Annotated in this window: 10 protein-coding genes; all 10 read left to right on the forward strand. The window is 34.4% G+C overall.

The features are described 5' to 3' along the window. The first annotated feature begins 8 nt into the window (after positions 1-8). The 10 genes from P8596_RS04365 to P8596_RS04410 are packed head-to-tail and all read left to right on the forward strand — an operon-like array spanning position 9 to position 15,279. On the forward strand, positions 9-1,880 hold the full coding sequence (locus P8596_RS04365; RefSeq protein ID WP_279726083.1) for an HsdM family class I SAM-dependent methyltransferase: 1,872 nt from the start codon (positions 9-11) through the stop codon (positions 1,878-1,880). A gap of 37 nt (positions 1,881-1,917) precedes the next feature. Continuing rightward, positions 1,918-3,348, forward strand: a complete 1,431-nt coding sequence (locus tag P8596_RS04370) for a restriction endonuclease subunit S (protein WP_279726085.1) — start codon at positions 1,918-1,920, stop codon at positions 3,346-3,348. 26 nt (positions 3,349-3,374) lie between these two features. Further along, positions 3,375-4,460, forward strand: a complete 1,086-nt coding sequence (locus tag P8596_RS04375; protein WP_279726087.1) for a hypothetical protein — start codon at positions 3,375-3,377, stop codon at positions 4,458-4,460. Beyond that, entirely contained in the window at positions 4,457-5,536 is a 1,080-nt protein-coding gene (locus P8596_RS04380; RefSeq protein WP_279726088.1) for a hypothetical protein, read from the forward strand. Before P8596_RS04375 ends, P8596_RS04380 begins: the two co-directional genes overlap by 4 nt. Before the next feature lie 14 nt (positions 5,537-5,550). After that, entirely contained in the window at positions 5,551-9,600 is a 4,050-nt protein-coding gene (locus P8596_RS04385; RefSeq protein WP_279726089.1) for a hypothetical protein, read from the forward strand. Next, entirely contained in the window at positions 9,600-10,403 is an 804-nt protein-coding gene (locus P8596_RS04390; protein WP_279726090.1) for a hypothetical protein, read from the forward strand. Before P8596_RS04385 ends, P8596_RS04390 begins: the two co-directional genes overlap by 1 nt. Then, a complete protein-coding gene (locus tag P8596_RS04395; RefSeq protein ID WP_279726091.1) occupies positions 10,387-11,547 on the forward strand; it encodes a hypothetical protein in 1,161 nt (386 codons plus the stop codon). Before P8596_RS04390 ends, P8596_RS04395 begins: the two co-directional genes overlap by 17 nt. Beyond that, the gene (locus P8596_RS04400; protein WP_279726093.1) at positions 11,544-13,232 is read left to right on the forward strand and encodes a helicase HerA domain-containing protein; all 1,689 of its coding nucleotides are present in this window, start codon (positions 11,544-11,546) and stop codon (positions 13,230-13,232) included. Before P8596_RS04395 ends, P8596_RS04400 begins: the two co-directional genes overlap by 4 nt. After that, a complete protein-coding gene (locus tag P8596_RS04405; RefSeq protein WP_279726094.1) occupies positions 13,225-13,830 on the forward strand; it encodes a hypothetical protein in 606 nt (201 codons plus the stop codon). Before P8596_RS04400 ends, P8596_RS04405 begins: the two co-directional genes overlap by 8 nt. After that, a complete protein-coding gene (locus P8596_RS04410; RefSeq protein WP_279726095.1) occupies positions 13,831-15,279 on the forward strand; it encodes a serine/threonine-protein kinase in 1,449 nt (482 codons plus the stop codon). It begins immediately after the preceding gene. Positions 15,280-15,339 lie beyond the last annotated feature (60 nt).

The raw sequence follows: 15,339 nt of genomic DNA on the forward strand, positions 1-15,339 counted from the left end.
AATCATTAATGCAAGCATTAATTGAAGAATTAAAAGAACAACTCATGATGAAGGGGTATAGTGCATTTTCTGAACCGGAAATACATGAAGAAGATGGAACAACGATTTTCTTAGCTACTGGTGATGAAAAAACTGTTTATGTAAAGGTATTTGACAAAGGAGCAGATTTATCTTTTGAAGTACAGGATGCTGCTTTAATAGAGGCTCAATATCATGAAGAAGCTCCGGATTTCATTTGGGCAACAAATGGTGAAGTGAATTATTACGCCGACTGTATTGAGTCTAATCCACTGGCAGAAATACCGGCTGTTATTGATGTAACTAAAAAAGAAAAACGACAAATTTCTAAACAAGAAGAATGGTCAAGAAAGATGTACTCTACTCTTCAAAAACGGTTTGATGATTTGCATGAGCGCTTATATGGACCGGGTGGGGCGGATAATATCAGCAGTACAAACGAAGCCATAGATGAATTAAGTAAATTACTTTTTATGGAGACTTTCCGCTTATATCATCCAGACTATGTATTAAAAAAAGGAAAAAACTCAGGTGTCAGTATTTTTGAAATTTTAAAGCACCAATACATAAAAGATAATGGAAAGGAAGCTGTTAGACAAATCCGTGATGCCTTTAAGGAAATAAAAAATCATGAGGATTATGTAGCAGTCAATGATCTAGGTGAAGAATGTTTTATCTTCAGTGAGGATGAATATATTCGATTAGAAAATCCCGCTAACTTCATTGCGGCTTTTGAAACGTTTCAGGAACTAGATGATTTTGAAGATGAAAATGGAAACCAAGTAAAAGCCACATTGAAAAATGTAAGTGCGGATATTTTAGGGCGACTATTCGATGTTTTAATGCGTGGTAAATATGACAATAAAATTGGTCAAGCTACATACTTAACACCAAGACAAGTAACTGAATCAATGATTGAAATGGTTATGCATGATTTAACATCTAACCCAAAAGATGCTTCAAAACTAATTACAGCTGATGAAAAAGGGTTACCAACATTTAGAATGGGCGACATAACTTGTGGATCAGGTGGATTCTTAATAAAAGGCTATGAAGGTGTTAAAAAATATATGCTATCACAGTTTACAGGAACGATGAAAGAAAAAATGGAAAAACATTTTGACCTTATGAAGGAACATAGTTTTGTTGGAGCAGATAAGACGCGTAACATGGTATTAAAAGCTCGATTGAATATGGCGATGCATGGATTACCTAAAGCTCCAATTTTTTGGGTAACTGACTCATTAATGACTGACTCATTAAAATCTGAAAGCTTCGATTTAATTGTAACAAACCCACCATTTGGATCTGGGTCAGTTTCTAATAAAACAGATGAAGGAAAAGAAATCATTAAACGGTTTAGTAATGGAATTGATGAAACAGGAAAACCGAAAAAAAATGGTCTCTGCTTAGGGTCAAAGCCAAATGCAAAGGGTGTTTGGAAGGAAGTTAATTCAACAGACCAAGCAGTATTGTTCATTGACCGTAATTTGCAATTACTAAAGCCCGGCGGGCAATTAATTATTGTTCTTCCAGATGGAACTTTAAGTAACTCAAGTTATAAACATGTGCGCGAATATTTAATGGGTAAGAAAAATGAAGTAACAGGTGAATTTGAGGGTGGAAGAGCAATAGTTAAAGCGGTTGTATCACTTCCAGCCGTGACATTCCAGTTATCTGGTACAGGGGCAAAAACATCTTTCCTATATATCAAGAAAAAAGAACATGAAAACGAAAAGCAAGGTCCTGTATTCATGGCTGTGGCTAATGAAATTGGATTTGATGTTAAAAATAAAGTTGAAGTGCAGTTAGGTAATGACCGTAATGATTTGTTGAAAATTATAGATGCGTATAAGAAATAAATTAAATTTAAAGTGCTGATGGGAGGTTAGATTGCAAATGATGAACAAAATTATGTCAGATAACCCATCCATTGTCTGGGTGAATGAAAGTTTTATTGACATAGATAGAATAGATCCGATTTTTTATAAAACAAATATTATGGATCTGGTTACTAAGATTGAAGGTAAATTTAAGGTTGACTATGCAGAGAATTTATTTAAGGTAATTACGGATGGTGATCATGGTAAGAGAGACTATGTTGATGAAGGAGTTCCCTTTTATACTGCTATTAATGTCCAAGAAGAAGGGTTTAATAGCGAAACTCACTTATTTATTACAGAAAAATATGAGGAAAGTTTAAAAAGGGCAAGGTTAAGCCCTAATAGTTTATTGATTGTTAAAACAGGCGTTGGAACTGGGAAAAGTTGTGTAATTGGCGAAAACATCTCTTATGGAAATATTAGTGCTGATGTGGGGATTTTAAAAGAACCATCTAATATTATTGATCCCTATTTTATAAGTGTTTTTATGAATTCTAAAAGTGGAAGAGAATACATTTTAAGGTCTTCTTATGGAAGTACAAGGAATAGACTTACAATTGCAGAATTAAAAAGGTTAAAACTTCCTATTCCTTCTTTAGATATCCAGAACTACATAGGTAATAAAGTTCGTAAAGCAGAACAATTACGTGAAGAAGCAAAAAGGTTAAGAACAGAAGTTAAGGAGATGTTTTACGATTATACATTGTTAGATCGAGAAAAGGATACATCTCAAGATTCTATTGAAAATTCAACAAATGAATGGGGGATGTTTGTAGAGACAAGGAATATCACGAACTTATTAGGTGCCGAGGTCTATAAAAGTGATTATGTAGAAAATCAAAATACGATTCGTTCGCTGAATAGCTACGTAAACTTCGATGATTGTTTTGAATACATTGTTAATGGAGTGGATATTAGAAATTATAGGGATAATGCTACTGCTTATTATAAAGTAGCAGCCATCGATATGTTCGGAGTTAAAGAAGGGTCAGTTGATTTTGTTGATATATCTATTGATAGCATTAATGCCAAACAAAGGATTAAAGAAGGAGACTTACTAATAACTCGTAAGGGAAGCTTTGGAATATCAATGGGGGTACAAACTAGAGATACGAATGGAATTATTAGTAGTGAAGTTTTTAAAGTGAGACTGAAAAGTGGTTGGGATGCGGATTACCTTGCATATTTTTTAAATAGTCGGTATGGACAAAAACAATTTTTACAATTTGCGACAGGAAGTACTATGAAAGGAATTAGCCAGCAAAATATTGTAGAAATTGTAGTTCCTAAAATAAAATATCATAAACAACAAGAAATAGGCTTACTAGTAAGAAATATAAAAGATTTGTACTATCAATCGAAAGAGTTAATACAACAAGCTAAAAATGATATTGAGTATTTAATTGAGGATACATGGGATGAAACACTAATCAATCTAGAATATTAAATTTTTTTGTAAGGGAGGGGTGTTTTTTGAATGTGAAGAAAGGCTATCATTTGCTTAAAAAACTATATGAATATGGTGAAGTAGAATACCATGATTCAATATCTTTTCTAAAAGGCCAATATTTATTTGACCAGAAACATGAACGATACATTATTACAAACAATTGGATTACTTATGGTCAACAATTCCAATCTGAACAAGATCATATACTATCCCTCTTCTGTTTTAATGAAAATTACCAAAAGTATTTAGTGGAAGTTGCCCTTTTAACTGCTTTAAAAATGAGAGAAACGGAATATTTGGAAGACATTGAAACTTTTGTAAGTAGCTTACTTAAGCTTTCGTCTTATGCTGTTTCTGTTTTATCAGAAATTAAAGAAGATAGTGGTTTTTCAACTGCGCGATTAGAGAGTCGATTAAAACAAAATGAAGAACAATATCAAAATCTCAATCGCTTTATCTTTGATGGTCCTCCACATTATCAACGTGTAATGTTTTATTTGAAGCATGTTCAAGCATATAAGCAGGAAAAGGTGATAGAAGATATTGACCTCGGCAAGAAGATAGATGATCAGTGGAAAAAGGGGAGGAAAATTTCTAATGGTTTGTCACTTGTTCCTTTGAAGGAAAGACCATTGTATACACTAGTGCCTTCTATCCCAGAACGTAAGATTGATCAGCCACAATTTCAGCATGTCTTTACATACCCTTGGAAGTTATTTGTATTCCTTTGTTGTATTGTACGAGAGAATTTTGAAGCACAAGGCTTACAGGCTATTCGCTATCAAGTGGCTGGGGATGGTGTTGATGTGTTATTAACAGCAAGTAATCATCAGGAGTTTCGATATGGAAGCTTCGATGAATTTGCGACTGAATTCTGCAAAGTGAGTCAATATCTACTGTTTCCTAATGAACTATGTAATCTCCATACTATTTTTCATAATCTTGTTGAACGCAAATTACTTACGGTTGTAGACGAAGAATACCGTTTACCAACAACAATAGAAGATGTCATTTATCATACTCGTTTATTTATACCTCTTATTGCTGAGAGTAAACAGTTACGTGAAAGGTTGGAGCAATGGGTTGACGAATTGAGGGAAAAAAGATGAACGATATTCGCCTTTCAATTGAACGCTTTTGGATTGAACCGGGCAACTTTGAACTATGGTGTGAGTATTTATCTCGCATACCAGAGAAAACAGAAGCAAAGTCAATGAAAGAAATTGCTTCATTTTACTTAAATAAAGATGTAGTCGAAAAAGACAAAAAACTTGATCGTTCAAAAGAATTGTTTGGATTATTAGGTTATGAATACTTTAAACAAACTGCTCAATTTGAAATTAAAGGTGTCTTCTTTCTTGAACGAATTGATGGTCATTTACAACTTACTGAAGATGCAAAAAAATTTTTAACTTCATATGAAAATGATGATGGGTGGGAAGTCTTGTTAGCAAGGCAATTACTACGTTTCTCACCAAGAGTTAGAGTGGTTATTCATTTGCTTCTAAATGGTGGATATTTTGAAACTAATGGTTCAACGTTGGATTTTATTGGTAGGTGGCGGCTAGATATCGACGGTGCTTCATATTTTCCTTATGCAAGCAATCCCCAAAAAAATGATATGAATCATTTATTAGGAAAATTCAAAGTGGAAGCATTAGGTAATGAGTGGATGAACCTTCTTCTTGAGAAAGAAGTTGAGTTGGAAGAAGGTTGGTCTTTTATTGGCTCTGGAGGAAAAGGACCTGCAATAACAAATCTTACAGCATTTATGCGCGCTCCTATGCAGTTGTTTGAATATCTAGATTGGTTCATTAGAGATGAAGGAGGAAAAGTAATTTTAAATAAAGAAAAAGTCACTAATGATATAGATGATTTAAGTTCGTTATTTACTATTACTCCAACTGATTCAGTAGATGAAGTACATACATTAAAAGAAACCATTCATTTTCTCTCTGATGCTCGCGGCTTTTTCCCCCTTGAACCAGCTTTAGAACAAGTTTTAATAAAACATTACCCTTCTTGGGATAAAGGGCTTTCCCGGTTTGTTGATTATTATATTACAAATGGTATAAATAAGGGGATTTTCACTGTAATTGCACATGAATCAGGTCAACCACGTCATGGTAGAGGTTATTTAGGAAAACGCGAGTATCAGTTAATAAAGCTTGATATTCACCGATAAGGAGTGTTCAATTCATGAAAAAATCAGTTTGGTTAAAAGATGGGGTTTCTACCTTTCCTGTGTTACAGCCAATGGTTGGACAACATGAGTTTTTTCAAGCATATCAGAATTTTTTAAGTGACATCAAAGATGCACCAATGTCTCGTATTTTTACACTAATTGCTAAATGGGGTATTGGTAAATCAAGGATTGGCTATGAACTCATAAGCGAAGTACTTGGAATTGATAAAGGTTGGACGATTCGAAATAGTGATGGAGATTTAGAGGAAGTCAGGCTTTTAAAAGAAGATTTTGCAGATCGTATATTACCAATTTATATTCGCTATGAACAAATGAATGAAGATTATCTGTATGGAGATAATTGGGTGGGATATGGAGCATATATTGCTCTATCAAAACTTGCAAATCAAAATGTAGAGGCAACAATTCAGGGGAGTATTATTAAACATTTACAAAGTAATCTAATTCCTCTGGGTTTTTCACCTCAAAGATTAGCTGAGGTTATTGGAAAAGGACAACACTCTCCAGAAAAATTATTAGGAGAAGATATCCCACTCTTAGATAAGCTTGTCCAAGAAGGAATGAAGTATTTAAGTGAATTTTCAATTGATCACTTACATATTATCGTTGATGAAGTGGAATCGGAATATGAATTATTTAGAGATGAAATACATGAAAACAATGAAGAGCGAAAAAAGAAACTAGATGGTGAAGCGATAAAAGTGATTACGTCTGCCATTAAGCATGAAGATAGCCGCTCTAGGCATCCTAATGTTTCGTTTATATTACTATGCTCTCCAGCAATTGGTGATCAAATTAAGTCATTGGAAGCATTAGATCGTCGTGGAGATAAGCTAGAGATGACACAAAATTCGTTCGCGGATATCTCTGATTACATCGAATCTTTGCAAAAGGAAGGGAAAATCCGTCAATATCCTGAAGGGTTAGTTGAAGCGTCTTATACAATTGCTGCAGGGAACTTTGGTTGGCTTAATGTTATTATGGCTCATTGTGATCAATATTTAGACAATCATCCTGAAGCTGAAGCGGGACAAATATTACTAGATCTTTCTCAATCATTACCGCGTTTTAAAGACAGTTTAATTGATATTTCGCAACTTGATTATATTGATTCAAGTCCTGTGCATCAACCGTTGCTGAAAAAGGCATTATTACGTCAATTACCGGTTCCGAAAAAGGAATATACTGAACAAGAGCAACAAGTATTATTATCAGCAAAAAATCTTCAAGGAATTCCTTTATTTAAAGAATTTATTGCTATTCCACTTACAAAAAGTGATCTGGGATTTTATCTTGTAAGTAATAAATATCGCCCAGATGTTGACCATTTCTTTGTAAATGAGTCAACAGGTGAGAAGTTTAGCCTAGATGTTTTAATTCGTAGTTTACAAACATTTTCTATTAAAGCACCAGATAATTATTTTATCATCGGAAAAGAAAGGGAAACTTTTCTTGCACAAGTTAGAACACTTTATCCAAAAGATGAGGTCGTCGATGCAGCTGAGATTTTATTTAGTTATTTTGAACAACAAAAAGACCAAGTTTTAAAAGAAACGTTTATTGGTCCAAACTTTGCTTTTCTTGAGCGTTTGAATCGTCGGTATGCTGCACAAACAGGTATTGCAAATTACTTGTTATTAGATGAAAAGGATCAAGAATTACAGCAGTTGCTAAAAGAGCGAACAAAAGATTATGGAAAAGATATAGAAAGAACGGTTTTAGGGTTTATTCGATCACTAGAACAAGATTATCCATCTACCGAAACAATTAAAATTAAGGGACAGATGTGTGGATTCAGGAGTCATGTCGAACGGGACATACACCTAGGAGTACATCCTAAAAAGGTTGTAGATGTCATTTGGGCTAGTCGATTAGAAAAATTAAATGATCTAGCAGAAAGTAATCTCCTTGATATTGGTGTACATCCAATTTTTATTTTATCGTCTACAGCTGATACAGAAATTGATATTAACAAGTTCAAGCGGGACTATCCACTAGCAGGTAGATGTGTAATGTTTTTTCAAGTAACAAATTTACAAAAGAATGTATTAGAAGTATTATCTGTTGACCGTGAAATCATGGATATTCGACCAGTTGCTCATCAACTAGCTACGCCTTTTAAGGCAAAGATTAGAGCATTACGTGATGAAATTGCAAAAGTTTCAAGAGCTTGGTTTGAGCAAATTGATCAGCAAGGCTATGTATTAAGACCTTTAATTTTTACAAAGGCAGAAGAAGATAACCTACCTTTATTAGCTGAAGGGTACACTAAGATGTTAATTCATGGTGCAACTTCTACAGAATTAGGTATTAAACAAGGGGTGAAATTCCCTGAGAGTGAAAAATATAATAGATTTTGCCAAGTCTTAAAAGCAACAGAAGTACGAGCTAAGCTAGATAAAGATGGATATGAAGGTGCTAAGCTATTTATAAAAACCAATGAAGATGACTATGAAGTTCAAGTGCCTGTAACATTTGCTGCTTTGTTAACTTATTTAGGAAATACTCGACGTGTTTTGAAGGATATTCAAAGTACATTCTTTTTTAGTTCTGTCGATACGATCAAACCAGTTAAAATCGTTGAGCAATGGGTTTACTTTCTGCAAGATTTAAAAGTCATTGAGGTTCAAGGTGGCACTCATGCTCAAAATGTAATAAAAGCTACATTAGAATTTCAACGTGATAAAGTTCAAAAGTGGCGTGATGAAGAGTATGACAAATTAGTTGATGAATTTAAACAAACCATAGATAAGAATAGACTCGGAATACTAAAAGATGATAAATATCGAGGTCGTTTAGATTTAATTAACGAAGTGCTAAAGGAGATTAATCTTTCTTCATTACAGGTTGATACAGTTAATCCAATTGACACTTGGAAGGAACAACTAAGGCTAATACAAACTTTCCATACAGAGTGTAACTTTATTTTTGATGAAGAACAATGGAATTCAATACCATTTAATGAACGAATCATTAGTACTTTAAATATTCAAGACAATGATATGCCTATTTGGAAAAAGCTAAGGCTCGTCCAATTATTCCATGAATATATTTCGACCTTACAAAAAAATATACTGACCAAATTGAAGGAAAAGCTTGAATCGATAAAATCTAAGAGTACTTATCAGGATTTTGTTTTACCAATTATAGAGTTTACCAATGCATTAGAACGCTATCAAACAGAAATCGAATATGCTAAGGATTATATAAAATCTTCAAAGCGCGAAACGATGGTTGCTCAATCAGATAGCCTAGCGCACCATTTATGGTTGGCTAACTACAAAGAAGCAATAGATAGATTGAACACAATGATTAGTGAGATAGGTTTGAAAAAGGAAGGGCAAAATCAAGTTGAATGGAAAGATCGTAGCGGGATCTCTGGTCGTTACGACGAAATGTTTGAGAAGTTTAAACAAGTTGTAGATTATTTTATTGAGAATCAGCCAATCGTTCAGAAATGGTTATCTTATTTTGAGTCAGCACCTAATGAAGTAAAACAAAGAGTTCAGTCTGACCAACTGGAGACAAATTATCAAGAAATCCAGATGTTCCTTGAAGCAGGATTTGATGAGCAAATAGATGCTTACTATCTTGCACAAAAAAGTAACCCAATTCAACTCATTGAATATAGTGAGAGGTTATTACAAGAACACAAAAATAACATTACATCTTTAATTTCAATGCTTAATCAAATTGAAGGCTCGATGAGGAAAATTCGCGATGGATACTATGATCAAGAATTAATTGATTCAGTCAACTTTATTTACCGAGTTCAGCGTGAATTACCATATCAGCCGGAAATAGGGGCAGCAATCAAAGAGAACAGCTATGAACAAACAATAGCAGCTGTAAACAAGAAGATGGAACAATTAGATGAAGACGGTAGACGATTCTTTAAGGATAAGAATGCTGAATTTGTTCGTTTTGAATTTTTTAAAGATGTTGTAAAGAGTAAAGCTGATATTGATTGGAGTAGTTATCCGCGAGAAAAGGAAGAACTCGAAAACTTCGGCCTAATTAAAACAAAAGTGGTGTTGAACTAATGAACATCCAAATCGTTCAGAAGTTTACAAAAAGAACGGAATATAAAATGCTAAAGAGCTGGATAAGTGTTGACGAACGAAACATTAATGAATTAATGTCGGGCATTTGCGTTATTCCAGCTATTATCATATTGAAACTATCGGTAGTGGAGTTGCAAACATTAAATAAATGGTGGAGACAATGGGGTAATCAACTTATTGTTTCCCCTCCTTTTCATCAAATGGACATTGCTTCATTGCTTCAGCTAAATGGTGAGCTATCAGTAGATGGAATTGAAACCTCTTCATTTAATAGTCTTCCTGTTCATGAATCAATTAAAACTAATAATAGATCAAAGTGGAAACTTGATAGTGGTGAGACTGTAGCCATTCATCACAATGAACATTCGGGAAGTGGATGTGTCACATTAACAACAGTTCCACTACTTGATTATCGTTTAATGTCCAAACAAGATATATGTAAAAATCTGTTTTTAGAATTACTAAAAGAAAATAAAAATGAAGAACCCACTAAAATTCAAGAATCATTTATACTTAGCCCGGTTCATGAATATATACTGATCCTAGCTTCAGCTAAAATATTTGAGCTAACAAAAGTATCAGGGCAATTGAGCAACTACTTTAAGGTAAACATATCGAATAATAAAACTTTAGAATTGATTCAACAGTTGATAGACCAAAGACTTTTAGGGGATTCTGGTTCAATAACAGATGAGGGAAAGAAATATATTAATCTTAAAGGATATATACCATTTGTTCGAGAGATAAAGAGATGGAGGCGTAACGATGGAGCATGGAAATAAGAAAAGAGATATATCCATCGCGAATAGTTTAGTTGCAAAGGTACAATTGGGTTTACCGAGTACAGTCGCCAAACTGGGTTCTAAAATGCGTTTTATTGATCAAATAGCCCCAAAACTTCGCAATAGTGGTGTAATTCGAACGGTCACTAAGAAGATCCCATTAACTCTAAACGTTACAGGAATTGCTACTGAGAGTAAAACCATCCCTGCTTTTGGTGGAATTCTTTATAGTGCAGGTACGCTTCGTCAAGATCTTTCAATTCAAGACGGAGTAGTATATCAAACCTATCAAGATAGTTTAGTGGATATTGATGAAGCGGATGATGTTGATGTAACCCAAAAGTTAAAATTTGTTCATATAAATCAGATGTATGATTTGTTAGAAGAGTTACTAAATGAAACCAATAGACCTGAGCTTGTAATCGTAGATACACCTTTAATACTAGAACGAAGCGATGCGCCGTTAGAGTCCTATGAAGAGCTTCACTTTGACTATATCTCTTGTAAAACGAGAATTGAGCAATTTTGGAAAGACCATAAACATGAGATTTATCCTTTTAACTCTAGCGGTGTAAAAATTGTTTCAGTTAGCACAAAGCGTTTTGGTTCTGTTTTCTATGGATTAACTTCTGAACATACAGATAAATATATGATTGATACCTTAGATACACAAGAACTTTCATCTCTTAGTACCTCTCTTGATAAGATAAAAAAAGTCGGTGTAAAGAAATTATTAAATGGAGTATTAACAAGAAGAACAAGAACAGCTGCCTATGAATTTGACCTTTTAACTTCAGAAAATCGGTTAGAACCACAATTTGTTAGAGAACTTGGGGTAATAAATTTTCATTTTCGTGCAGGTATGAGAACAATGCCTCTTTTGGTTGAAGCGATTGGGCATAAAGAAGACTGGAAAACTGGATCAGTCGATGAGCTAACCTCTGATTTGATTTCATTATATACAATTGATCAATTAAAAGCATTACCTCTTCCACTTTGGTATGCAAGTCACGGATTAAAGGCTATTAAAACGGGGACAATCATTCAGTATTATAAGTCACAAGCACAAGAAATGATTAAAAATGAAAATGTAGAAGGTGTATGGACCGAGGAAGTTGATTTGTTTGGGGAGGATGAATTATGAGCCAAGATAAGTATATTGGTAAGTTAATTGGAAATACAGGAAATCCGAACGATCTAAAAATGATTCTTCACGATAGCTTTGTTGCAAGACGTGGGGAATTTGTTAAGATAGCTCACCAAGAACGAGAAGATGAAGAAGTGACATATGTTCTTGGTCGCATTACATCCATATCTAGGAGTAACATTCTTTATAATAGCGAAATGGGAGATGGATTAAATTCCATTGAATTACTCCCCGGAACACAAATGACTGGGGAAACACTTTTTGGAGCAATCGATCTTGTAGGATACAAAGAGGCTAGGACTGGTCAAATTCGGATTCCGAGAAGACCTCTTGATCCCGGCAGTAAAGTTTTGGGAGTCGATTATGAATTTCTTGCTAAATTTTATCAATTTGATGAGAACAAAAGCATTGCAATTGGAAACCTAATTGGATACGAACGTGGAGAAAATATAGTACCAGTTTATATGGACGTAAATAAACTAGTAACGGAACACTTAGCTGTATTAGCGATGACTGGATCAGGTAAGTCATATACAGTAGGACGTATTATTGAAAGATTAGTTGCACAAATGAACGGAACAGTAGTGGTGTTTGACACTCATGGAGAATATGGGAAGGCTTTTGAAAAAGGAACTGTTCATTTCAACAGTGATTTAGAACATATTGAGGATCCGAAAGAAAAGGATAGTATCCTTTTTATTCAAGAAAGACTAAAGAAGCTGCAAGAAGCTGGTGGTGGGATTAAAGTATATACCCCACAAATGGAAGAATTTGATTACAAATATGCTGGAAAAAACAATCATCTCGCTTTACAGTTTGACCGTTTTGAGATGGATGACTTTGAAGAAATTTTACCGGGTCTAACGGAACCTCAGCAGCGGGTACTGGATGTGGCGCTTCGCTACTGGAAATTCAAGTATCCACATCCACCAAGGGATATTAAAGATTTGCGTGAATTGTTGTCCGGCGATTTAGAAGAGCTAAAAAGTTGGGATGATCTTTCAGATGCTGAATCACGTGCTTTGAATGGTAGGAGTGCTGCTGTCGCATCCATGAAGTTAAAACGAGTTATTAATGAAGCTAAAAGCTTCTACACTAGGGCAATTGGAGAACCTACCGATATATATAATTTAATTGGTGAAATGAATGAAAAAAATGGCCGATTAATTATAGTAGATTTACAAGGGATATCGGACGATGCGAAACAAATTGTAACAGCTTTAGTGTCTAGTGAAATTATGCGTGCTGCTGCAGATAAACAGCGACCAATTCGTCCGTGTTTCTTAGTTTATGAAGAAGGACATAACTACGCACCTGCTGGTACTCCAACCATTTCAAAGAAAATCATAAAGAAAATTGCAGCAGAAGGAAGAAAATTTGGAGTTGGTTTTGCGATTGTCTCTCAACGTCCATCTAAGTTAGATGCTGATGTTACTTCACAGTGTAACACTATTATTACTATGCGTTTGAAAAACCCAGATGATCAACGTTTTATAACTAAAACTTCAGATATGCTTACAAAAGCTGATATTGACGAATTACCTGCATTATCTACAGGAGAAGCATTGCTTACTGGTCGTTCTATTCCAGCACCCTTACTGGTAAAGGTCGGGACAAAAGCCCTTGTTCATGGTGGTCAGTCACCAGAAGTTGTTAAAGAATGGGGAATCTTTAATGGATAAGGAAAAAATAAAAGAGTGGATTATCCAAGAGTTTAAAAACGGTGAGATTCGTGATACTTGGTTTCCAATGCTTTCGGTTTCAGGAATGAGAGATTATTCAGAGACTGTTCATTCTACTGGATTAAACTATATCACAGAGATAGGGAGACGGTTAGACGGATATACAGCGGTCTCAGAGTATCCTGTGTACCCTATTAGTGAAAGTTTTGGGCATAGTATAACTCGTGAAGTTCGACCTGATTCAATTTGGTATAACAAAGAAGGTCTAAAGCCAGTATTGGTTTCAGAATTTGAAAGATTTGAGAATTCTGTAGCTAAAAATAATAAATTAAGGGAAAAGATAGAAAATCTATTGATTGCCTACCATCAGCTTGGTGGTAATCTCCCTATTATATTATTTGTATATTGGTCTCACAGTGGAATAGTACCAAAGGATATCGATAAATATATTTCTATTTTTGATGAAGGTTTTCGTTTATCAAATGGGACTTATATTAACGGGATAAATTCATTTGAAAGTGATTATTTGGTGTATCAAGCTGTCGCTAAAGGTAACAAAGAGAAATTAACGATCAATAAATGGATTCAGGTGAAGTAGATGGTACGAAAACGATATATATTAGATTTAAAAAGGGATATGGAACTAGGGGAAAAGTATGTATTACAAGAGTATGTAAGTGAAGGGACTTTTGGTCAAGTGTGGCGTGCTGTTCGGCGTGATGATAGTCAAACAGTAGCTCTAAAGATACCTAAAAGTCAGGAAAAGGGAGATAAGGTATTAGCAGAGGGGTTAAAGATAAAGGGTCTTTCACATCCTAACCTTATTCAAATATATGATATGGGCCGTGTTGACGGATATTTTATTATTGAGATGGAATATTTCGAAGGTCATCCCTTATCCCAAGAGTTAACAAGTACTGGTATATCATCTCTTCGAACCTTTCAAACAGTATATGAAATCTTTGAGAGGATTTTAGATGGCTTAGAATTCATGCATGATTTGAAGATAGCTCACGGAGATATTAAGCCTGATAATATATTAATTAAAGACGAGCAAGTAAAAATTACAGACTTTGGGACAAGTCGTTTAATTGAAGATATCTTTGTAAAGACAATCGATGGAGCAGGTACATATGCGTATATAGCTCCAGAGGTAGCTAACTCAAAGGAAAGGTTTCTTAATTCGGATATATATTCACTAGGAGCTATTCTGTATCAATTCCTAACTGGGCAAACACCGCATGATACATTTCTTGATGTCATTCATAATAAGCCATTCCCACGTCCAAGAGAATTAAATAAATCAATTCCTGAATGCATGGAGCAAGTAATTCTAAAATCCTTAGCCCGTAATTCAGATGAAAGATATCAGACAATCACTGAGCTAAGATATGATTTTAAAAGAGCTGTAGAAAAACACCTACAGCAAGAAACAACAGAAAAGCATGTACCAAGATCTACTCTTGTTGAAAAAAGAGATGCTCTAGAATTAGCAATCACTAATTGTAAGTTAGGTAAGTTCAAGCTTGCAGAAAAGATTCTCCAAACAGAAATTGCAAATGATCGTGTGTATCCTGACTTACTTCTACAGTTAGCATATGTTTACTTTAAAACAGATCGTCGTTTTGAAGCTTTAAAAACAATAAATAATATTAATGTAAACACAGTTGAAGAAACAAGAAGAGAAAATTTTGCAACCTCGTTAAAGGAATTGAAAGCAAGAATCTTATTCGCAATCAAAAAATTCGAAGAAGCTCAGAAACTTTATCAACAATTAGTTCAGCAGCAACCCCACTCTATAGATTATCGCTACCGTTTAGCTATATGTTATGGTCTTTGTAATCAAGAAGATAATGCAATTGAAATACTAGAGGCTATAAATCAAGAGACACCGGGTGTGTGGGTTGTAGTAAAAAAATTAGGTCTAGCATATGAGCAGAAGAGAGAGTACGAAAAAGCTAGGGGGTATTTTAAATATGCGCTTAGGCTAAAGCCTGATGATGGAGAAGTAAAGAAGAAGTTGGCAAAGTATGATTTTTATCTATAAAAGGCCATTATCATTATGCTAAATAGGGTGGTGAGAAATTACTGTCTATTTTTTTATAAA

This window comes from Rossellomorea sp. DA94, from assembly GCF_029834455.1.
Taxonomy (GTDB): domain Bacteria; phylum Bacillota; class Bacilli; order Bacillales; family Bacillaceae_B; genus Rossellomorea; species Rossellomorea vietnamensis.

Coding starts and splice junctions, on each gene's coding strand:
- P8596_RS04410 (WP_279726095.1), top strand. CDS start 13,831: ATGGTACGAAAACGATATATATTAGATTTAAAAAGGGATATGGAACTA.
- P8596_RS04365 (WP_279726083.1), top strand. CDS start 9: ATGCAAGCATTAATTGAAGAATTAAAAGAACAACTCATGATGAAGGGG.
- P8596_RS04400 (WP_279726093.1), top strand. CDS start 11,544: ATGAGCCAAGATAAGTATATTGGTAAGTTAATTGGAAATACAGGAAAT.
- P8596_RS04380 (WP_279726088.1), top strand. CDS start 4,457: ATGAACGATATTCGCCTTTCAATTGAACGCTTTTGGATTGAACCGGGC.
- P8596_RS04370 (WP_279726085.1), top strand. CDS start 1,918: ATGATGAACAAAATTATGTCAGATAACCCATCCATTGTCTGGGTGAAT.
- P8596_RS04405 (WP_279726094.1), top strand. CDS start 13,225: ATGGATAAGGAAAAAATAAAAGAGTGGATTATCCAAGAGTTTAAAAAC.
- P8596_RS04385 (WP_279726089.1), top strand. CDS start 5,551: ATGAAAAAATCAGTTTGGTTAAAAGATGGGGTTTCTACCTTTCCTGTG.
- P8596_RS04390 (WP_279726090.1), top strand. CDS start 9,600: ATGAACATCCAAATCGTTCAGAAGTTTACAAAAAGAACGGAATATAAA.
- P8596_RS04395 (WP_279726091.1), top strand. CDS start 10,387: ATGGAGCATGGAAATAAGAAAAGAGATATATCCATCGCGAATAGTTTA.